We start from the raw sequence: 21,066 nt of genomic DNA, 5'->3' as shown, positions 1-21,066 counted from the left end.
ACGCTTATGATCAAAAAATGCCCCGTTCGAGAGATCGGGGCATTTTTGTTCTGGTCAGCAAAGATGACGCCCGGGCAGAGCATCAGGTACAATTCCCGGCTATTTTTCAGCGGGCAATCTGCCTGCAGCCTTTTTGAGTGTTGATCCGTGAGTGATTTGAGTCATATCCGCAATTTCTCCATCATCGCCCACATTGACCATGGCAAGTCGACGCTGGCCGACCGGTTCATTCAAATGTGCGGTGGCCTTGCCGAGCGTGAAATGGAAGCCCAGGTCCTGGACTCCATGGACCTCGAGCGTGAGCGCGGCATCACCATCAAGGCCCACAGCGTTACCCTGTACTACACTGCCAAAGACGGTATCAAGTACCAGCTGAACTTCATCGACACCCCCGGCCACGTTGACTTCACCTACGAAGTCAGCCGCTCGCTGGCCGCCTGTGAAGGCGCCTTGCTGGTGGTAGACGCTGGCCAAGGCGTTGAAGCCCAGTCCGTCGCCAACTGCTACACCGCGATCGAGCAAGGCCTGGAAGTGATGCCGGTGCTGAACAAGATCGACCTGCCACAGGCCGATCCAGACCGCGTCAAAGAAGAAATCGAAAAAATCATCGGCATTGACGCCACCGACGCCGTCGAGTGCAGCGCCAAGACCGGCCTGGGCGTCGACGAAGTGCTCGAGCGCCTGGTCAAGACCATTCCTGCGCCGACCGGCAACTACGAAGATCCGCTGCAAGCGTTGATCATCGACTCCTGGTTCGACAACTACCTGGGCGTTGTGTCCCTGGTACGCGTGCGCCACGGCCGTGTGAAGAAAGGCGACAAGATCCTGGTCAAATCCACCGGCAAGATCCACCTGGTGGACAGCGTTGGTGTATTCAACCCGAAGCACACCGCGACCACCGATCTGAAAGCCGGTGAAGTGGGCTTCATCATTGCCGGTATCAAGGACATCCACGGTGCACCGGTAGGTGACACCCTGACCTTGAGCTCCACTCCTGATGTTGACGTGCTGCCAGGCTTCAAACGCATCCAGCCGCAGGTCTACGCCGGCCTGTTCCCGGTCAGCTCCGACGACTTCGAGGACTTCCGCGAAGCCCTGCAGAAGCTGACCCTCAACGACTCGTCGTTGCAGTACACCCCGGAAAGCTCCGACGCCCTGGGCTTCGGCTTCCGTTGCGGGTTCCTCGGCATGCTGCACATGGAGATCATCCAGGAGCGCCTGGAGCGCGAATACGACCTGGACCTGATCACCACCGCGCCAACGGTTATTTTTGAGCTGGCGTTGAAAACCGGTGAAACGATTTACGTCGACAACCCGTCCAAGCTGCCAGACCTGTCTTCCATCGAAGACATGCGCGAGCCGATCGTGCGGGCCAACATCCTCGTGCCACAAGAGCACTTGGGCAACGTGATCACCCTGTGTATCGAAAAGCGTGGCGTGCAGCACGACATGCTGTTCCTCGGTACCCAGGTGCAAGTGACCTACGATCTGCCGATGAACGAAGTGGTCCTGGACTTCTTCGACCGTCTCAAATCCACCAGTCGCGGCTATGCTTCGCTGGATTACCACTTCGACCGTTACCAATCGGCTAATCTGGTGAAACTGGATGTGCTGATCAACGGCGACAAGGTCGATGCCCTGGCACTCATCGTGCACAAGGACAACGCGCACTACAAAGGTCGCCAGTTGACCGAGAAGATGAAAGAACTGATTCCGCGCCAGATGTTCGACGTCGCGATCCAGGCCGCCATTGGCGGGCAGATCATTGCACGGACCTCCGTCAAGGCTCTCAGAAAGAACGTACTGGCCAAATGCTACGGCGGTGACGTAAGCCGTAAGCGCAAGCTGCTTGAGAAGCAAAAGGCCGGTAAAAAACGCATGAAGCAAGTGGGCAACGTGGAAATTCCACAAGAAGCCTTCCTTGCGGTGCTCAGGTTGGATAGTTAGGTCCTATGTCGCTAAATTTCCCGCTGTTGCTGGTCATCGCCGTTGCCGTCTGTGGTCTCCTGGCGTTGCTCGATCTGGTGTTCTTCGCCCCGCGTCGGCGGGCGGCTATCGCGTCCTATCAGGGCAGCGTCAGCCAGCCCGATGCGGTGGTGGTCGAGAAGCTGAACAAAGAGCCCTTGCTGGTTGAATACGGCAAGTCGTTCTTCCCGGTGTTGTTCATCGTGCTGGTGCTGCGCTCGTTCCTGGTGGAGCCGTTTCAGATCCCTTCGGGGTCGATGAAACCTACCCTGGACGTGGGCGACTTCATCCTGGTGAACAAGTTTGCCTACGGCATTCGCCTGCCGGTGATCGACAAGAAGGTCATTGAAGTCGGTGACCCGCAACGCGGCGATGTGATGGTGTTCCGCTTTCCGAGCGACCCGAACGTCAACTACATCAAGCGTGTGATCGGCCTGCCGGGCGACGTGATCCGCTACACCGGTGACAAGCGCCTGTTCATCAACGGTGAATCGGTGGCCGAGAAGCTGATCGGTTCCGAGCCGAATTCCCTGGGTAGCGCCGAGCTGTATCAGGAAAAACTCGGCGCGGTGGAGCACGAGATCCGCAAGGAAATGTCGCGCTACCGCCAGCCTGATGGCGAGTGGAAAGTGCCGGCCGGGCACTACTTCATGATGGGCGACAACCGTGACAACTCCAATGACAGCCGCTATTGGAACGATCCCAACATTCCCAAGGATATGCTGGGCATGGTTCCCGACGAGAATATCGTCGGCAAGGCCTTCGCGGTCTGGATGAGTTGGCCGGAGTCCAAGCTCAGCCACTTGCCGAATTTCTCGCGAGTCGGGCTGATCAAGTAATACAGGCGGCGCTGTGAACACAGCGCCGAATGCTTTTCTGGGGCTTGGACAAATTCCGGCCCCATGCTGCACCAACCAGGATTTGAATTTGAACACTGCGTCAATCGTCGATGGCCGCCGGTGCCACCACACAGATATGGGTAAACCGTGACCGTTTCTCTAGCACGTCTCGAGCGTCTGCTCGGCTACACCTTCAAGGACCAGGAATTGATGGTCCTTGCCCTCACACACCGCAGCTTTGCAGGGCGTAACAACGAACGCCTGGAATTCCTCGGTGATGCCATCCTCAATTTCGTCGCCGGTGAGGCGCTGTTCGAGCGCTTCCCGCAAGCCCGTGAAGGCCAGCTGTCGCGCCTGCGCGCCCGCTTGGTGAAGGGCGAGACCCTGGCCGTGCTGGCCCGTGGTTTCGGCCTGGGCGAGTACCTGCGCCTGGGCTCTGGCGAGCTGAAGAGCGGTGGTTTTCGCCGCGAGTCGATCCTTGCCGATGCCCTTGAGGCGCTGATCGGCGCGATCTACCTCGATGCAGGCATGGAAGCAGCCAAGGAACGCGTGACCGCGTGGCTGACCTCCGAGATCGAAAGCCTCACGCTGGTCGATACCAACAAAGATCCCAAGACCCGCCTGCAGGAATTCCTGCAGTCCCGTGGTTGCGAACTGCCACGCTACGAAGTGGTGGATATCCAGGGTGAGCCCCATTGCCGCGTATTCTTCGTGGAATGTGAAATCACCTTACTGAACGAAAAAAGCCGAGGTCAGGGTGTGAGCCGTCGTATTGCCGAACAGGTAGCGGCCGCAGCAGCACTGATTGCCCTGGGCGTGGAGAATGGCCATGACTGATTCAACCGCAACACGCTGTGGCTATGTTGCCATCGTCGGCCGCCCGAACGTGGGCAAGTCCACGCTGCTGAACCACATCCTCGGTCAGAAGCTCGCGATCACCTCGCGCAAGCCGCAGACCACCCGCCACAACATGCTGGGCATCAAGACCGAAGGCAACGTGCAAGCGGTCTACGTCGATACCCCGGGCATGCACAAAGGTGGCGAGAAAGCCCTCAACCGCTACATGAACAAGACCGCTTCGGCGGCGTTGAAAGACGTCGACGTGGTGATCTTCGTGGTCGACCGCACCAAGTGGACCGACGAAGACCAGATGGTCCTTGAGCGTGTGCAGTACGTCACCGGCCCGTTGATCGTCGCGTTGAACAAGACCGACCGCATCGAAGACAAAGCCGAGCTGATGCCGCACCTGAGCTGGCTGCAGGAACAACTGCCGAACGCGCAGATCATCCCGATTTCCGCCCAGCACGGTCACAACCTGGAAGCTTTGGAGCGCGTGATTGCCGGACACCTGCCGGAGAACGAGCACTTCTTCCCGGAAGACCAGATCACCGACCGCAGCAGCCGTTTCCTGGCCGCCGAACTGGTGCGCGAGAAAATCATGCGCCAGATGGGCGCCGAGCTGCCGTACCAGATCACCGTCGAAATCGAAGAGTTCAAGCAGCAGGGCAAGACCTTGCATATCCATGCGCTGATCCTCGTCGAACGTGACGGCCAGAAGAAAATCATCATTGGCGACAAGGGCGAGCGCATCAAGCGCATCGGCACCGAGGCGCGCAAGGACATGGAATTGCTGTTCGATTCCAAGATCATGCTTAACCTGTGGGTGAAGGTTAAGGGTGGTTGGTCCGATGACGAGCGTGCACTGCGCTCCCTGGGCTACGGCGACCTGTAAGAACACCGCAGGACTAAAAATGTGGGAGCGGGCTTGCTCGCGAATGCGGTGGATCAGTCTCTGATAAGTCGACTGGCACACCGCATTCGCGAGCAAGCCCGCTCCCACATTCGGTTTGTGTAGTTTTCAACAATGCATTCCAGCAGTGAGAGCCCATGTCCCAACCCACCAGCCAACCCGCCTACGTCCTGCACAGCCGCGCCTACCGCGAGACCAGCGCCCTGGTGGACTTCCTCACGCCCCAAGGCCGCCTGCGTGCAGTGTTGCGCAGCGCGCGGGGCAAGGCGGGCACGCAGGCTAGGCCGTTCGTGGCGCTGGACGTGGAGTTTCGCGGCAAGGGCGAGCTGAAAAACGTCGGCCGCCTGGAGAGCGTCGGCACCTCCGCCTGGCTCAATGGCGAAGCGCTGTTCAGCGGCCTCTACCTCAACGAATTGCTGATTCGCCTGCTTCCCGCCGAAGATCCCCATCCCGCTGTCTTCGATCACTACGCCGCCACCTTGCTTGCCCTCGCCGAAGGCCGTCCATTGGAACCCTTGCTGCGCGCCTTCGAGTGGCGCCTGCTCGACGATCTGGGCTACGGCTTCGAACTGGTCAACGACCTGCACGGCGACCCCATCGCCGCCGATGGCATGTACCGCCTGCAAGTGGACGCCGGCCTGGAGCGTGTCTACCTGCTGCAACCGGGCCTGTTCCAGGGCACCGAGCTGCTGGCCATGAGCGAAGCCGACTGGAGCGCGCCGGGTGCTTTATCTGCCGCCAAACGCCTGATGCGCCAAGCCCTGGCCGTGCACTTGGGCGGACGGCCGCTGGTCAGTCGCGAGTTGTTTCGAAAGCCCTGACAACCCCGTGTATGCTGTGCAGCGTTTCTTTCCCTATTCAGGAGCGCTTCCGTGACCAGCAGCAATCGCATTCTTCTTGGCGTCAATATCGACCACGTCGCTACCCTGCGCCAGGCCCGGGGCACCCGTTACCCTGATCCGGTCAAGGCCGCGCTGGACGCCGAAGAAGCAGGCGCCGACGGCATCACCGTGCACCTGCGCGAAGACCGCCGCCACATCCAGGAGCGCGATGTGCTGGTGCTCAAGGATGTGCTGCAAACCCGCATGAACTTCGAGATGGGCGTGACCGAAGAGATGATGCTGTTCGCTGAACGCATCCGCCCGGCGCACATCTGCCTGGTCCCGGAAACCCGCCAGGAACTCACCACCGAAGGCGGCCTCGACGTGGCTGGCCAGGAAGCGCGGATCAAGGCCGCGGTGGATCGCCTGTCGCAGATCGGCAGCGAAGTCTCGCTGTTCATCGACGCCGACGAGCGCCAGATCGAAGCCTCGCGCCGCGTCGGTGCACCGGCCATCGAGTTGCACACCGGGCGTTATGCCGATGCCACCACCCCGACCGAAGTGGCCGATGAGCTGCAACGCATCATCGACGGTGTCGCGGTTGGCCTGCGCGAGGGCTTGATCGTCAATGCTGGTCATGGCCTGCACTACCACAACGTTGAAGCGGTGGCGGCGATCAAGGGCATCAATGAGCTGAACATTGGCCATGCGCTGGTGGCGCATGCGCTGTTCGTCGGCTTCAAAGGTGCTGTGGCTGAGATGAAGGCCCTGATCCTGGCTGCGGCCAAGCATTAAGAAAACACAGTCTAAAAACCACTGAAGATCAAAAAAATGTGGGAGCGGGCTTGCTCGCGAAAGCGGTCTGTCAGTTGATACATCTGTGACTGACCCACCGCTTTCGCGAGCAAGCCCGCTCCCACACAAGCCCGCTCCCACATTTGATCTTTGATGTGTCCGGAATTCAGCCATGCGGCAATGCGAAGCCTTACTGTTTAGGCGATGCAGGTGTATCGTATCTGCCCTTTGCAGGCCCTGGGCTTGCGGCAGATACGTGAGGTTGTTGTGTCCCGATCCTTTTCCCGTCGACAAATCCTGGGTGGCCTTGCCGGCCTGGCCGTAGTGGGCGTCGGTGCCGGTGGCGCCTATCGCTACTGGCTGGGGAAAGTCGCCGAGGCCGAAGCGGGCCACGATTACGAACTGATCGCCGCACCGCTGGACGTGGAGCTGGTGCCGGGCCACACGACCGAGGCCTGGGCGTTTGGCCCGTCGGCGCCGGGCACCGAGTTGCGTGTGCGCCAGGGCGAATGGCTGCGGGTGCGTTTTATCAACCACCTGCCGGTCGCCACCACCATCCACTGGCATGGCATCCGCTTGCCGTTAGAGATGGACGGCGTGCCCTACGTCTCCCAGTTGCCGGTGCTGCCCGGCGAGTACTTCGACTATAAATTCCGTGTGCCCGACGCCGGCAGCTACTGGTATCACCCCCACGTCAATAGCAGTGAAGAACTTGGCCGTGGCCTGGTCGGCCCGCTGATCATCGAAGAGCGCGAGCCAACCGGTTTCAAACACGAACGCACCCTCAGCCTGAAGAGCTGGCATGTGGACGAAGAGGGCGCTTTTGTACCGTTCAGCATCCCCCGTGAAGCCGCGCGCGGCGGCACGGCCGGACGTTTGTCTACGATCAACGGCGTGTCCCAGGCGGTGATCGACTTGCCGGCCGGGCAGATCACCCGTGTGCGCTTGCTCAACCTCGACAACACCCTAACCTATCGCATCAACATCCCCGACGTCGAAGCGCAAATCTACGCGCTGGACGGTAACCCCATCGAGCCGCGTCCGCTGGGCAAGGAATACTGGCTGGGCCCGGGTATGCGTATCTGCCTGGCGATCAAGGCACCGCCGGCGGGCGAAGAGCTGTCGATCCGCAATGGCCCGGTACGCCTGGGCACGTTTCGCTCTGTGGCCAATGCCGACGCGCCCACCGAGTGGCCACCGGCATTGCCCGCCAACCCGATTGCCGAGCCGGACCTGGCCAACGCCGAGAAACTCAACTTCAATTTCGAATGGGTCGGCACCGTTTCGGTCGACGATGGCCGGCCGCCCAGCCTGTGGCAGATCAACGGGCAGGCCTGGGATATCACCGACAAGACCTGCGCCGACCGCCCGATCGCCAAGCTGGAGAAGGGCAAGAGCTACATTTTCGAATTGAAGAACATGACCCAGTACCAACACCCGATCCACCTGCACGGCATGAGCTTCAAGGTGATCGCCTCGAACCGCCACAAGGTGATCCCGTACTTCACCGACACCTACCTGTTGGGCAAGAACGAGCGCGCCCGCGTGGCGTTGGTGGCGGATAACCCGGGGGTGTGGATGTTCCACTGCCACGTCATCGACCACATGGAAACCGGCCTGATGGCCGCCATCGAGGTGGCGTGATGCGCCAGTTTCGTCCCGTGGCGATCATCGACCGCAGCCGCGACCAGGACTTCATGCGCGAAGCCCTGGCCCTCGCCGCCCAAGGCGCTGCACTGGGTGAAGTGCCGGTGGGGGCGGTGTTGGTGCAGGACGGTGAAATCATCGGCCGCGGCTTCAACTGCCCCATCAGCGGCAACGACCCCAGCGCTCATGCCGAAATGGTCGCCATCCGTGACGCGGCGCAGGCCATCAGCAACTATCGGCTGGTGGGCAGCACGCTGTATGTGACGCTGGAGCCGTGCAGCATGTGCGCCGGTTTGATCGTGCACTCGCGGGTGGCGCGGGTGGTGTATGGCGCGTTGGAGCCCAAGGCGGGGATTGTGCAAAGCCAGGGGCAGTTTTTTACCCAGGGGTTTCTTAATCACAAGGTGTTGTTTGAGGGGGGGGTGTTGGCAGAAGAATGCGGGACAGTCCTGAGCGAATTCTTCAAAGCCCGCCGGGCCAAGCCACCCCTCTAAAGAACACTGGAGATCAAATGTGGGAGCGGGCTTGCTCGCGAATGCGGTGTGTCAGCCACTGAATGTGTTTCTGATACACCGCATTCGCGAGCAAGCCCGCTCCCACATTTTGATCTCTGTTTCTTCAGGGAGACCTCACCGCTACTTCTTGGCGATGATCACCGCCCGCATCGGCGCCGGCAGCCCTTCAATGGTCTTGCTGTGATCTTCAGGATCAAGGAAATCACTCAACGACTGATACTTCATCCACTCCGTCCCACGCTGTTCTTCCACCGTGGTCACGCTCACATCCACACAGCGCACATCACTGAACCCGGCACGCCTTAGCCACAGCATCAACGCCGGCACCGACGGCAGGAACCACACGTTACGCATCTGTGCATAGCGGTCTTCCGGCACCAGCACTTGTTGCTGATCGCCTTCCACCACCAGGGTTTCCAACACCAGTTCGCCGCCCTTGACCAGGGTGTCTTTCAGCGCGAGCAAATGCTCGATGGGCGAGCGGCGGTGGTAGAACACGCCCATGGAAAACACCGTATCAAAGCCTTCCAGATTCGCCGGCAGGTCTTCAAACGGGAACGGCAGGTGCCACGCCTTGGGCTCTGACAGGTAACGCTGCACCGCCTGGAACTGGCAGAAAAACAGCCAGTTCGGGTCGACGCCAATCACGCTGTCGGCCCCGGCGCCGAGCATGCGCCACATGTAGTAACCGTTGCCGCAGCCCACATCGAGGATGCGTTTGCCCTTCAGGTTCAAATGCGGTGCCACCCGTGACCACTTCCAGTCCGAACGCCATTCGGTGTCCACATGCACGCCGAACAGGTGGAACGGGCCTTTGCGCCATGGGCTCAGCCCCATCAGCGCGGTGTGCATTTGCGCGCGGGTTTCGTCATCGCAATCGGTGTCGAGGGTCAGGCCGTTGAGCAAGTCCACGTCGCTGGGCTGGATCTTCGGCAGCGCATCCAGCGCGCTCTGCCAGCGCTCCAGGTCGCCATGGCCTTTTTCCATCTTGCTATCGAGTTGCGCTTGCAGGCCTTGGGCCCACACGGCCAAGGGAGTACCGACCAAGTGGCGGGCGAGGGGAGACAGATCAATCATGGCAAGGCAATCAACGAGGCAAAGTTAAGACACTGGAACCACGGCACGACTTTCGAGAACCCGGCCGCCAGCAGGCGTTCGCGGTGTTCTTCGAGGCTGTCGGGCTTCATGACGTTTTCGATGGCGCTGCGCTTCTGGGCGATTTCCAGTTCGCTGTAGCCGTTGGCGCGTTTGAACGCGATATGCAGGTCGGTGAGCAACGCATGTTCTTCGGGATCATTGAAGCGCAGCTTTTCCGAAAGGATCAGCGCGCCCCCCGGCAACAGCGCTTGGCGGATGCGTGTGAGCAAGGCCAGGCGCTCATCGGGGGCGATAAATTGCAGGGTGAAGTTCAGCGCCACCACCGAGGCCGGTTGGAATTGCAACGCGAGGATATCGCCCTCGATCACGTCCACCGGCAGCAACTCCTGGAACATCGAGTCCTGGCCATTGAGGTATTCGCGGCAGCGCTCGACCATCGCTGCCGAGTTATCCACCGCGATCACCCGGCAGCCATCGGTGCGCACATGGCGACGCAGGGCCTGGGTCACGGCGCCCAGGGACGAACCCAGGTCGTACAGCACGCTGTTGGGCTGGGCAAACTGCGCCGCGAGCACGCCGAGGTTTTCGACGATGGTCGGGTAGCCGGGCACCGAGCGCTTGATCATGTCCGGGAACACCCGCACCACGTCCTCGTTAAAGGCGAAGTCCGGCACCTGGGGCAGGGGCTGGGCGAATAGGCGATCGGGTTCTTTGCTCACGGTTGTTCCGGCGACGAAAAGGGGAAAGGCCGGCATTTTAGCCAAGTTGGCCCTCGTGTGCGCGGGTTGTCTGATGGAAAGCCGACGCGGTGATACCCCACTGCCCCAGCCAGTAAGTGGCGATCAACAGATACGGCGCCGCATCGAACGCCAGCACAAACCGATTGATACCGATCAGCGTGTCGGAAAACACAAACGACGCGGCACCCGCTGCCGCCAGCTGCGCCGAACGCTTCGGCACTTCGCTGCCCAGGCGTGCCAGCGCGCGCCAGAGCATGGCGCTGATGACCAGGGCGTAAACCACCACGGGGATCAGCAAGTCGCCAAGACCGTGGGAAATCAGGATGCTCAGCAGCACTGCGCCTACACCCAGGGCCAATAGCAATGGCAGCAGCGCCAACCGCCGGCAGTCACTGAAATAGGCTTTGAGGTAGGCCAGGTGCGCAAACAGAAACGCGCCGAGGCCAAAGATGAACAAGTCGCCCGGCCATGCGAGCAACACATCGCCCACCAGGGAAAAAATCAGCCCCAGGCTGATCCAGCGTCGATAGTCGGTGGGCGGCGCATCATGCAGCCAGCCCAGCAGCGCCAGTACCGGCAGCGGTTTGACCAGCAGGCACAGTAAGGTGGCGTGGGTGGCCAGGCCGTAGATAAAGGTGCCGGCGCCCATCAACGCAAGAATCATCCATGGCATATCAGTTCACCGTAATGGCGCAATCGAACGTTTCGGCAGGTTCGGCTTCGGGTTCCCAGGGTTGCTGGGAGGTCAGGCGCAAACGTCCCTGGCCTGCGGCGAAGGCCTGGAAGCGCCAGGTGGATTGCCCGCCGCCGCCGATTACCCCGGATTCACTGCTGCTGTAGACCTCGGGGCTCAGCGCGCGGAGCACGCCGCCGGCGGAATCCTGGATGGCCCAGCGGTAGCCGGTGGTGGGGTTGCTGGGCAGGGTGAGGATCAGGTTTTGCCCGGTTTTGAGCTGGAGCGGGCAAGCGCTTTGCTTGTCCACGCTGATATTTTGCTTGGGGGCACTGGCGCACCCGGCCAGCAGGGCAAGGCTTAGGGGGATAAGCAGGCGGGCAGCGGTCATGGGGGCTCCGTTGATTCACGACGAAGGGCGAGCATAACCGAAGATGAGACAAGGTGTGACAGAGCTGGGTTTTGTGTTGATTGTGCTGGCCCCTTCGCGAGCAAGCCCGCTCCCACACTTGACCGCATTCCAAAGGATGTACTCAGTCAAATGTGGGAGCGGGCTTGCTCGCGAAAGGGCCAGTCCAGGCACTACATAACCATCAGAAGAGCACCTTGGCCACATCCGCAAACCGCTTGGCAAAGTGCACCGTCATGCCTTCCTTGAGGTACTCCGGCAACTCTTCAAAGCTGCCACGGTTCGGTTCCGGCAAGATCAACTCGTGAATCTTCTGGCGCCGCGCCGCGATCACCTTCTCACGCACCCCGCCAATCGGCAGCACATGCCCGGTCAGCGTCAGCTCGCCGGTCATGGCCACGCCTTTTTTCGGCGGCTGGTTACGGGCCAGCGACAGCAACGCGCTGGCCATGGTTACACCGGCGCTCGGGCCGTCTTTCGGCGTGGCGCCTTCCGGTACGTGCAGGTGTACGAAGGCTTCGTCGAAGAACTTCGGATCACCGCCAAATGACTTCAGGTTCGAGCTGATGTAGCTGTAGGCTATTTCAGCGGACTCCTTCATCACTTCACCCAACTGCCCGGTGAGCTTGAAGCCGCGATTGAGTGTATGGATACGCGTCGCTTCGATCGGCAGGGTCGCGCCGCCCATGCTCGTCCAGGCCAGGCCGGTAATCACGCCGGTACCGGACAACACCTGTTCGTTGCGGAACACCGGCATGCCCAAGGAGCTTTCCAGGTCCTTGTTGCCGATCTTGATCACCGAGTCCGGCTCATCCAGCAACTTGACCACCGCCTTGCGCACCAGTTTGCCCAGCTGTTTCTCCAACTGGCGCACCCCGGCTTCGCGGGCATAACCGTCGATCAATGCACGCAGGGCGCCGTCGCTGATGGTCAGGCTGGTTTTTGCCACGCCGGCTTTTTCCAGCTGTTTTGGCCACAGGTGGCGCTTGGCGATGGCGACTTTTTCTTCGGTGATATAGCCCGACAGGCGAATCACTTCCATCCGGTCCAGTAACGGGCCGGGGATCGAATCCAGGGTGTTGGCGGTGCACACGAACAGCACTTTGGACAGGTCCAGGCGCAGGTCCAGGTAATGGTCGAGGAATTCGACGTTCTGCTCAGGGTCGAGGGTTTCCAGCAGCGCCGACGCCGGGTCGCCCTGGAAGCTCTGGCCCATTTTGTCGATCTCGTCGAGCATGATCACCGGGTTCATCACTTCTACATCTTTGAGTGCCTGCACCAGCTTGCCCGGCAGGGCGCCGATGTAGGTGCGGCGATGGCCCTTGATCTCGGCCTCGTCGCGCATGCCGCCGACGCTGAAGCGATAGAACGGCCGCCCCAGGGACTCGGCGATGGATTTGCCGACGCTGGTCTTGCCCACGCCCGGCGGGCCCACCAGCAGCACGATGGAACCGGCGACTTCGCCTTTATAAGCGCCCACCGCGAGGAATTCGAGGATGCGGCTCTTGATGTCGTCCAGGCCCGCATGGTGTTTATCCAACACCTTGCGCGCGTGTTTCAGGTCGAGTTTGTCTTCGCCATACACGCCCCACGGCACCGCCGTCGCCCAGTCCAGGTAATTGCGTGTGACCGCGTATTCCGGCGAGCCGGTTTCCAGGATCGACAGTTTGTTCAGTTCTTCATCGATGCGCTTTTGCGCCTGGGCCGGCAGCACTTTGCCTTGCAGGCGTTGTTCGAACTGCTCGACGTCGGCGCTGCGATCGTCCTTGGTCAGGCCCAGCTCCTGCTGGATGACCTTGAGTTGTTCCTTGAGGAAAAACTCGCGCTGGTGCTCGCCGATCTTGCGGTTCACCTCGGCGGAGATTTCCTTTTGCAGGCGCGCGACTTCCACTTCTTTGCGCAGCATCGGCAGCACTTTTTCCATGCGCTTGAGCATGGGCACGCAGTCCAGCACTTCCTGCAACTCGTTACCGGTGGCCGACGTCAGCGCGGCGGCGAAGTCAGTGAGCGGCGACGGGTCGTTGGGGCTGAAGCGGTTGAGGTAGTTCTTCAACTCTTCGCTGTACAGCGGGTTGAGCGGCAGCAGCTCCTTGATCGCATTGATCAGCGCCATGCCGTAGGCCTTTACCTCATCGGTCGGCTCGGACGGCTGGTGCGGATATTCGACCTCCACCAGGTACGGTGGGCGGTGGTGCTTGAGCCAGGTCTTGATGCGCACGCGGGTCAGGCCCTGGGCGACAAATTGCAGCTTGCCGTTCTCGCGGCTGGCGTGGTGCACCTTCACCAGCGTGCCGTACAGCGGCAGGCTGGAGGTGTCGAAATGGCGTGGGTCTTCTGGCGGCGTGTCCATGAAGAACAAGGCCAGGTTGTGGTGATCGGATTTGCTCACCAACTCCAGGGTCTCGGCCCACGGTTCTTCATTGACGATCACCGGCAGCACTTGCGCCGGGAAGAACGGCCGATTGTGGATCGGGATGATATAGACCTTGTCCGGCAGGTTTTGCCCAGGCAGCGCCAGGCCAGTGTTGGACGAAGGGGATTCAGCGTTTTCGGGGTCGGCGTAGTCGTTTAGATCGTATTCGGGGAATTCTTGCTGGTCGCTCATGGGGCACCTGCATCAGGAAGTATGCAGGTTAGATGGGGCGGGGTAGCGGTGGTTTCAATGGTGGGGGCGAGATAGCAACATATTGCATAATTTTTTTCAGTACACCGCAGGTCCAACTGTGGGAGCGGGCTTGTGTGGGAGCGGGCTTGCTCGCGAATGCGGTGGATCAGTCAAAGAAGTATTAACTGACCCACCGCATTCGCGAGCAAGCCCGCTCCCACATTTTGAATTGAGTGCAGTCAGCTGATTTTGTGCAGGTAGCTGGGGAGTGGCTGCTCCGGTAGCACCGACAACACTTTCAGGCGCTGTAACATTCTTTGCCGCGCCCGCTGCAAATGCTCGCGCAGATTCAACGCCGCCGCATCCACCGCCCCATGCAATAACAGCTCCAAAATCAACCGATGCTCGGCCAACATGGCTGGATCAGCGCCGATCCCCAGCAACCGGTAAAAAATCCGACTGATAATCATCGGGCTCTGCCCCTGGCGGATCAGCGCGGCGATCTTGCGATTCTGCAACCCGGCGAGGCAGCGCTGGTGCAAATCCTCTTCGATCTGCTCGATGGCTTCCAGGCTGCACTGCGGGCTGTCCTGCGCGTCCAGCACCCGCTGCAACATCGCTTCCAGCACCTCGCGATCCAGGCCCGGCGCGCTGAGGCGCAGGGCTTCGGGTTCCAGGCAGGCGCGCAGTTCGTAGTCTTCGGTGACTTCCCGCGCGGTCAGCGGCCCGGCCAGCCATTGGGAGTAGGGCTCCTTTTCCACCAGGCCACGGTCGCGCAAGCGCATCAGCGCTTCACGCACCACGGCGCGGCTGACGCCGTAGTGGTCGGCGGCTGCTTGCTCATCCAGGCGGTAATGGCCGAAGGCAATGCAGGTGGACAGCGCCGCGCCGATTTCCTCGACGATGCGCTCGCCCAATGGCCGCGTGTCCACCAGCTCGGCTTCACCATTGAGCCCCAGGTGCGCATGACTCAAGGGCAGGCGCAGCGGCTCCATCGCCAGGCCTTCGGGGTTGATCAGGTAACCCCGGCCATTGAAGCGGCAGATCAAGCCTTCGTCGTGCAGCAGGTCCAGGGCCTTGCGCACCGGCACGCGGCTGGTGCCGAACAATTCGGCCAGCGGCGCTTCCAGCAACACCAGGCCATGGCGGGCCGTGCCGTTGACGATCGCGTCACGCAACACCTGGTGAATCATCGCGTAGCGGGAGGCCGGGGCAGACACTGCTTTCATCGCTTTCTCAGGGGCTTGTAGGACGGTGGCCGGGGATTCTCTCATAAGTTGTGCCTGTCACCCTGCGCCACGTCGGTGGCACTTTTTTGGGGCTGGGAATGTAGGAATGTTACTTTTCTGCACCAAAATGTACTTATTAATAAAAGATACATTATTTCATTCAAGGCGTTGCGCCGGCTTCCGTCAAACTATTTTTCCCGATATCCAAGCTATCTATCCCGTAGATCTAGGCGAAAAACCTGCGTTGGGTAAAACCCGCGACACAGAGATTGGCATGAAAGCTGCCTTTGTAAAATGTACATTCTATTAATATGTACGTTTTGTGAGGGTCATCTTGATGTCAGACGCCACTTCAATGGCCGAGGATTTCGCCAGCGGTCGCAGCGACCCGGTGCAGGTGCTTGAACAGGCACTCCTCCACGCGAGTATGGCCCCCAGCGTATTTATTTCCCTGACCGCCGAGCGTGCCCGTCGCGAGGCCGAAGCCTCGGCCGCGCGCTGGCGGGCTGGCCAGCCGCTGAGCGTGTTTGATGGCGTGCCGCTGGCCTGGAAAGACCTGTTCGACGTGGCCGGCAGCATCACCACGGCGGGCGCCGCCTACCGCCGCAACGCGCCTGCGGCCTTGCTCGATGCGCCCAGCGTGGGCCTGTTGTGCCGCGCGGGGATGGTCAGCCTGGGCAAGGCCAACCTCAGCGAGCTGGCCTATTCCGGCCTGGGCCTCAACCCGCATTTCGGCACGCCGTTCAACCCCCACAGCAGTGACCAGGCGCGCATCCCCGGTGGTTCGTCATCGGGTTCGGCCGTCGCCGTTGCCGCCGGGATCGTCCCGATTGCCATGGGCACCGACACCGCCGGCTCGATCCGCATCCCCGCCGCGTTGAATGGCGTGGTGGGTTACCGCAGCAGCAGTCGGCGTTACAGCCGCGACGGTGTGTTCCCGTTGTCCCGCACCCTCGACAGCCTCGGTCCGCTGACCCGCAGCGTGCGCGACGCGCTGGCCATCGATGATCTGCTCCATGGCCGCCGCCAAGTCCACACGCCCCGCAGCCTCAAGGGCCAGCGCTTTGTATTGGCGCAGCAAGACGTCGAGCCGGCGGTGCACGACAACCTGCTGCGCGCTGCGGAGCAACTCCGAGCCGCCGGCGCGCTCGTCGAAGAACGTGAATGCCCAACATTCCAGGCCTCCCTGACGTTGATCCGCGACCACGGCTGGCTCGGTTCCTTCGAAGCTTTCGCCCTGCACGAAGCTCTGCTCGACAGCCCCGACGCCGACCACCTCGACCCCCGCGTACGCCGCCGCCTCGAAGCCGCCCGCGCGCTGCCCGCCAGCCAATTGCTGCTCCTCATCGAAGCTCGCCGCCGCCTGCAACAACAACTGCTCGACGACCTCGACGGCGCGCTGCTGATCACCCCCACCGTCGCCCACGTCGCGCCGCCCCTGGCGCCGCTGGAGGCCGACGATGACCTGTTCACCCACACCAACCTCGCCACCCTGCGCCTGACCATGCCCGGCAGTTTCCTGGACATGCCCGGCGTGAACCTGCCCAGCGGCCGCGACGCCCTGGGCCTGCCCACCGGGCTGCTGCTCAGCGCCCCGACGGGGGAAGACGCGCGCCTGTTGCGCGCTGCGTTGTCCGTCGAATCTGCAATGACTATTTAAGGAGACACACCATGGCTAAAGACATCCTCTGTGCATTTGGCGTCGACGTTGATGCCGTCGCCGGCTGGCTCGGTTCCTACGGCGGCGAAGACTCGCCCGATGACATCTCCCGCGGCCTGTTCGCCGGTGAAATCGGCGCGCCACGCCTGCTCAAATTGTTCGAACGCTACGGCCTGCGCACCACCTGGTTTATCCCCGGCCACTCGATGGAAACCTTCCCCGAGCAGATGAAGGCCGTGGCCGACGCCGGCCACGAAATCGGCGTGCATGGCTACAGCCACGAAAACCCCATCGCCATGACCGCCGAGCAAGAGGAAATCGTCCTCGATAAATCCATCGAGCTGATCACCCAGGTCACCGGCAAACGCCCGACCGGCTACGTCGCGCCGTGGTGGGAATTCAGCAAGGTCACCAACGAGCTGCTGCTGAAAAAAGGCATCAAGTACGACCACAGCCTGATGCACAACGACTTCCACCCCTACTACGTACGCAAGGGCGACAGCTGGACCAAGATCGACTACAGCCAGCACCCCGACACCTGGATGAAACCCCTGGTGCGCGGCGAAGAAACCGACCTGGTGGAGATCCCGGCCAACTGGTACCTCGACGACCTGCCGCCGATGATGTTCATCAAGAAAGCCCCCAACAGCCACGGCTTCGTCAACCCGCGTCACCTCGAAGAAATGTGGCGCGACCAGTTCGACTGGGTCTACCGCGAGCACGAACACGCGGTGTTCACCATGACCATCCACCCCGACGTGTCCGGCCGCCCGCAAGTGCTGCTGATGCTGGAGCGCCTGATCGAACACATCCAGAGCCATGCCGGCGTGCGCTTCGTCACCTTCGACGAAATCGCCGATGACTTTATCCGCCGTCAACCGCGTACCTGACCCTTAAAAAACAGCCCCCATCCCTGAGGCGCGACCCATGTCCATCTACAACAAGCTTGACCTGACTGGCTGGAAACCCCGGCAACTGACCTCCAAGGAAGTGCGCTTCGCCACCTGGATCGCGTTTTTCGCCTGGGTGTTTGCGGTGTACGACTTCATCCTCTTCGGCACCTTGCTGCCGGAAATCGGCCGCCACTTTGGCTGGGGTGAAGTGGAGCAAGCCGAGATCGCGACATGGGTGGCGGTGGGTACCGCCGTGGTCGCTCTGGCTATCGGCCCTATCGTCGATAAGCTGGGGCGCCGCAAAGGCATTATTTTCACCGTGGCCGGCTCTGCACTGTGCTCGGCGCTGACCGCCATTGGTGGCGCGTGGGGCAAGTCGCCGCTGATCCTGATCCGTTCGCTGGGCGGTCTGGGTTACGCCGAAGAAACCGTCAACGCCACCTATCTGACCGAGCTGTATGGCGCCTCCGAAGACCCGCGCCTGACCAAACGCCGTGGCTTTATCTACAGCCTGGTGCAGGGCGGCTGGCCGGTCGGTGCGTTGATCGCCGCCGGTTTGACCGCGCTGTTGCTGCCGATCATCGGCTGGCAGGGCTGCTTCATCTTCGCGGCGATCCCGGCGATTGTGATCGCGATCATGGCGCGCAAGCTCAAGGAAAGCCCGCAGTTCCAGATCCACGAACGCATCAGCCAACTGCGCAAAAGCGGCGCGGTGACTGAAGCGCAGAACGTCGCCGTGACCTACGGCGTGGACTACGACGAACACAGCAAGGCCGGCCTCAAGGCCGCGTTCCGTGGCCCGGCCCGCCGCGCCACCCTGGTGATCGGCGCCGCGCTGTTGCTCAACTGGGCGGCGATCCAGGTGTTCAGCGTGCTCGGTACGTCGGTGATCGTCAGCGTGCACCACATCTCGTTCGAGAACTCGCTGATCATCCTCGTGCTGTCGAACCTGGTGGGCTACTGCGGTTACCTCAGCCACGGCTGGATGGGCGACAAGATCGGCCGTCGCAATGTGATCGGCCTGGGCTGGATGCTCGGCGGCCTGGCATTCGCCGGCATGCTGTTTGGCCCGAGCAATATGGCGATGGTGGTCGGGCTGTACAGCCTGGGCCTGTTCTTCCTGATCGGGCCGTACTCGGCGGCGCTGTTCTTTATCAGCGAAAGCTTCCCCACCAGCATCCGTGCCACCGGTGGCGCGATCATCCACGCCATGGGCCCGATTGGTGCGGTGGTCGCAGGTTTTGGCGCGACCCAGGTGTTGTCCGCCGGCAGCGACTGGCAGACCGCCGCGCTGTGGTTCGGTGCCGTGCCGTGCTTCCTGTCCGGCATGTTGATGTTCGCCGCGCGCCATGTGCGCCCGGAAACCGTTCAGTAAGGAGTGTGTGATGAGCCGTAAAGTTGCCTTGATTACCGGCGCCGCCAGCGGCATCGGCCAAGCCCTCGCCGTGGCCTATGCGCGAGTCGGTGTGGCGGTGGTCGGCGGGTATTACCCGGCCGATCCCCACGACCCGCACACCACCGTGGCCTTGGTGGAAGAAGCCGGCGGCGAATGCCTGATGTTGCCGTTGGACGTCGGCAGCACGGCCTCGGTGGACGCCTTGGCCGAGCAAGCCGTGCAGCACTTCGGCCGCCTCGACTACGCCGTGGCCAACGCCGGTTTGCTGCGTCGTGCGCCGCTGCTGGAGATGACCGACGCGCTGTGGGACGAGATGCTCAATGTCGACCTGACGGGGGTGATGCGCACCTTCCGTGCGGCCACTCGACACATGAGCGAAGGCGGCGCGCTGGTGGCGATTTCATCGATTGCCGGCGGCGTGTATGGCTGGCAGGAACATAGCCATTACGCAGCGGCCAAAGCCGGCGTGCCGGGGTTGTGCCGGTCGCTGGCGGTGGAATTGGCGGCCCTGGGCATTCGTTGCAATGCGGTGATCCCGGGGTTGATCGAGACGCCGCAGTCGCTGGATGCGAAGAACTCGCTGGGGCCGGAAGGCTTGGCCAAGGCCGCGCGGGCGATCCCGCTGGGACGGGTAGGGCGGGCGGATGAAGTGGCGTCGCTGGTGCAGTTCTTGACCAGTGAGGCGTCGAGTTACCTCACCGGCCAAAGCATCATCATCGACGGCGGGCTGACCGTGCGTTGGCCTGACTGAATGTACTGGGTCCAAATGTGGGAGCGGGCTTGCTCGCGAAAGCGGTGGTTCAGATAAATCAATGGTGACTGACACACCGTATTGGCGAGCAAGCCCGCTCCCACATTGGGTCTGTGTTTGATCCAGGAGAATTTATATGCCTCAACTGATTAACCGCCGCGCCGTCATCACCGGCGCCGGCAGCGGCATCGGCGCTGCCATCGCTCGCGCCTACGCCGCTGAAGGCGCACGCCTGGTGCTGGCCGACCGCAACGCCGCGAGCCTCGCCGAGACCGCGATCACCTGCCGCAACCTCGGCGCCGAAGTCGTCGAATGCCTGGCCGATGTCGGCACCGTCGAAGGCGCCCAGGCCAGTGTGGATACCTGCGTCGCGCAGTTTGGCGGCATCGATATCCTGGTCAACAACGCCGGCATGCTCACCCAGGCGCGGTGTGTCGACTTGTCCATCGAGATGTGGAACGACATGCTGCGCGTCGACCTCACCAGCGTGTTCGTCGCCAGCCAGCGCGCCTTACCCCACATGCTTGCGCAGCGCTGGGGGCGGATCATCAACGTCGCCTCCCAACTGGGTATCAAAGGCGGCGCCGAGCTGACCCACTACGCCGCCGCCAAGGCTGGGGTGATCGGCTTTACCAAGTCCCTCGCGCTGGAGGTCGCCAAGGACAACGTGCTGGTCAATGCCATCGCCCCCGGCCCGATTGAAACGCCGCTGGTGGGCGGTATCAGCGACGATTGGAAACGCGCCAAGGCCAAGGAATTGCCCCTGGGCCGCTTCGGCCTGGCCGATGAAGTGGCGCCCACCGCCGTGCTGCTGGCCAGCGAACCGGGCGGTAATTTGTTCGTCGGCCAGACCCTCGGCCCGAACTCCGGCGACGTCATGCCATGAGCGGGGTGTAGCCATGTGCGGACTCTGCGGGCTGCTTGGCGAAGACCTGCACTGGAGCGACCCCCTGGGCGATGAGTTGCCCCGGCGCCGCGAACGCCTGCGCCGGATCGCGGCGATCAATCAGGTGCTGGCGGTGTTCCGGCTCAAGGTCGAAGACTTCCAGGGCGCCTCGTACCTGTTGCTCGGCGCCACCGGCAAGCAGGAACTGGCGAGTGGCCTGGACCAATTGTGGCTGGCCGCCGAAAGCATGCTCGGCCGCCCGCTGGACCCGCTCGACCCCACACTGCTCGACCACCTTGAACACTGAATGTGGCGAGGGAGCTTGCTCCCGCTGGAGTGCGCAGCGCTCCCAAGCTTTTGGGGCCGCTTCGCAGCCCAGCGGGAGCAAGCTCCC

At 61.9% G+C, this 21,066-nt stretch carries 20 protein-coding genes; 14 read left to right on the top strand and 6 right to left on the bottom strand.

The window, feature by feature from the left end:
* Window positions 1-147: 147 nt before the first annotated feature.
* From lepA to tadA, 8 genes are all read left to right on the top strand, one after another.
* On the top strand, window positions 148-1,947 hold the full coding sequence (gene lepA, locus DBR46_RS18495) for a translation elongation factor 4 (protein WP_003210439.1): 1,800 nt from the start codon (window positions 148-150) through the stop codon (window positions 1,945-1,947).
* Between the two features lie 5 nt (window positions 1,948-1,952).
* Window positions 1,953-2,804 (top strand): signal peptidase I, encoded by an 852-nt coding sequence (lepB, locus tag DBR46_RS18490; RefSeq protein ID WP_017734283.1) that lies wholly within the window; start codon window positions 1,953-1,955, stop codon window positions 2,802-2,804.
* Between the two features lie 147 nt (window positions 2,805-2,951).
* Window positions 2,952-3,641, top strand: coding sequence for a ribonuclease III (gene rnc / locus DBR46_RS18485; protein ID WP_026136456.1), 690 nt, complete (start codon window positions 2,952-2,954; stop codon window positions 3,639-3,641).
* Complete coding sequence (gene era / locus DBR46_RS18480) at window positions 3,634-4,536, top strand: GTPase Era (protein WP_017734281.1); 903 nt, start codon at window positions 3,634-3,636, stop codon at window positions 4,534-4,536. Before rnc ends, era begins: the two co-directional genes overlap by 8 nt.
* A 155-nt stretch (window positions 4,537-4,691) precedes the next feature.
* The gene (gene recO, locus DBR46_RS18475) at window positions 4,692-5,375 is read left to right on the top strand and encodes a DNA repair protein RecO (protein ID WP_124527335.1); all 684 of its coding nucleotides are present in this window, start codon (window positions 4,692-4,694) and stop codon (window positions 5,373-5,375) included.
* A gap of 51 nt (window positions 5,376-5,426) precedes the next feature.
* Window positions 5,427-6,170 (top strand): pyridoxine 5'-phosphate synthase, encoded by a 744-nt coding sequence (pdxJ, locus tag DBR46_RS18470; protein WP_124527334.1) that lies wholly within the window; start codon window positions 5,427-5,429, stop codon window positions 6,168-6,170.
* A 267-nt stretch (window positions 6,171-6,437) separates the two neighbouring features.
* Complete coding sequence (locus DBR46_RS18465; protein WP_124527333.1) at window positions 6,438-7,814, top strand: multicopper oxidase family protein; 1,377 nt, start codon at window positions 6,438-6,440, stop codon at window positions 7,812-7,814.
* Window positions 7,814-8,311, top strand: coding sequence for a tRNA adenosine(34) deaminase TadA (gene tadA / locus DBR46_RS18460; protein WP_124527332.1), 498 nt, complete (start codon window positions 7,814-7,816; stop codon window positions 8,309-8,311). The genes DBR46_RS18465 and tadA overlap by 1 nt, the downstream gene beginning before the upstream one ends.
* A gap of 141 nt (window positions 8,312-8,452) precedes the next feature.
* On the opposite strand, the gene cmoB is transcribed toward tadA, so the two are convergent.
* The 6 genes from cmoB to DBR46_RS18430 all read right to left on the bottom strand — a co-directional run bounded on the left by cmoB (window position 8,453) and on the right by DBR46_RS18430 (window position 15,086).
* Window positions 8,453-9,409, bottom strand: a complete 957-nt coding sequence (gene cmoB, locus DBR46_RS18455) for a tRNA 5-methoxyuridine(34)/uridine 5-oxyacetic acid(34) synthase CmoB (RefSeq protein ID WP_124527331.1) — start codon at window positions 9,407-9,409, stop codon at window positions 8,453-8,455.
* The gene (gene cmoA / locus DBR46_RS18450) at window positions 9,406-10,185 is read right to left on the bottom strand and encodes a carboxy-S-adenosyl-L-methionine synthase CmoA (RefSeq protein WP_177414098.1); all 780 of its coding nucleotides are present in this window, start codon (window positions 10,183-10,185) and stop codon (window positions 9,406-9,408) included. The genes cmoB and cmoA overlap by 4 nt, the downstream gene beginning before the upstream one ends.
* 1 nt (window position 10,186) lies before the next feature.
* A complete protein-coding gene (locus DBR46_RS18445; RefSeq protein WP_124527329.1) occupies window positions 10,187-10,843 on the bottom strand; it encodes a lysoplasmalogenase in 657 nt (218 codons plus the stop codon).
* Between the two features lies 1 nt (window position 10,844).
* Window positions 10,845-11,234 carry a protease inhibitor I42 family protein gene (locus DBR46_RS18440; protein WP_124527328.1) on the bottom strand — a complete coding sequence of 130 codons (390 nt, stop codon included), beginning with the start codon at window positions 11,232-11,234 and terminating at the stop codon, window positions 10,845-10,847.
* A gap of 202 nt (window positions 11,235-11,436) precedes the next feature.
* Entirely contained in the window at window positions 11,437-13,857 is a 2,421-nt protein-coding gene (lon, locus tag DBR46_RS18435) for an endopeptidase La (protein ID WP_017735973.1), read from the bottom strand.
* Between the two features lie 239 nt (window positions 13,858-14,096).
* Window positions 14,097-15,086, bottom strand: a complete 990-nt coding sequence (locus DBR46_RS18430; protein ID WP_124527327.1) for a GntR family transcriptional regulator — start codon at window positions 15,084-15,086, stop codon at window positions 14,097-14,099.
* A gap of 337 nt (window positions 15,087-15,423) precedes the next feature.
* Between DBR46_RS18430 and DBR46_RS18425 the strand changes: the two genes are divergently transcribed.
* The 6 genes from DBR46_RS18425 to DBR46_RS18400 all read left to right on the top strand — a co-directional run bounded on the left by DBR46_RS18425 (window position 15,424) and on the right by DBR46_RS18400 (window position 20,979).
* Entirely contained in the window at window positions 15,424-16,746 is a 1,323-nt protein-coding gene (locus DBR46_RS18425) for an amidase (protein WP_124527326.1), read from the top strand.
* An 11-nt stretch (window positions 16,747-16,757) separates the two neighbouring features.
* Window positions 16,758-17,636: a polysaccharide deacetylase gene (locus tag DBR46_RS18420; RefSeq protein WP_003234086.1), complete on the top strand. Its 879-nt coding sequence runs from the start codon at window positions 16,758-16,760 to the stop codon at window positions 17,634-17,636.
* A gap of 37 nt (window positions 17,637-17,673) precedes the next feature.
* Window positions 17,674-19,014, top strand: coding sequence for an MFS transporter (locus tag DBR46_RS18415; protein ID WP_017735346.1), 1,341 nt, complete (start codon window positions 17,674-17,676; stop codon window positions 19,012-19,014).
* A 10-nt stretch (window positions 19,015-19,024) separates the two neighbouring features.
* Window positions 19,025-19,786, top strand: coding sequence for an SDR family NAD(P)-dependent oxidoreductase (locus DBR46_RS18410; protein WP_124527325.1), 762 nt, complete (start codon window positions 19,025-19,027; stop codon window positions 19,784-19,786).
* Window positions 19,787-19,922: 136 nt separating this feature from the next.
* On the top strand, window positions 19,923-20,672 hold the full coding sequence (locus tag DBR46_RS18405) for an SDR family NAD(P)-dependent oxidoreductase (RefSeq protein WP_124527324.1): 750 nt from the start codon (window positions 19,923-19,925) through the stop codon (window positions 20,670-20,672).
* 13 nt (window positions 20,673-20,685) lie between these two features.
* On the top strand, window positions 20,686-20,979 hold the full coding sequence (locus DBR46_RS18400) for a hypothetical protein (protein WP_124527323.1): 294 nt from the start codon (window positions 20,686-20,688) through the stop codon (window positions 20,977-20,979).
* The last annotated feature ends 87 nt before the right edge of the window (window positions 20,980-21,066 follow it).

The organism is Pseudomonas sp. KBW05 (assembly GCF_003852405.1).
Lineage (GTDB): Bacteria > Pseudomonadota > Gammaproteobacteria > Pseudomonadales > Pseudomonadaceae > Aquipseudomonas.
The sequence above is the reverse complement of the archived record's forward strand: the minus strand, read 5'-3'. Positions and strand labels throughout refer to the sequence as shown.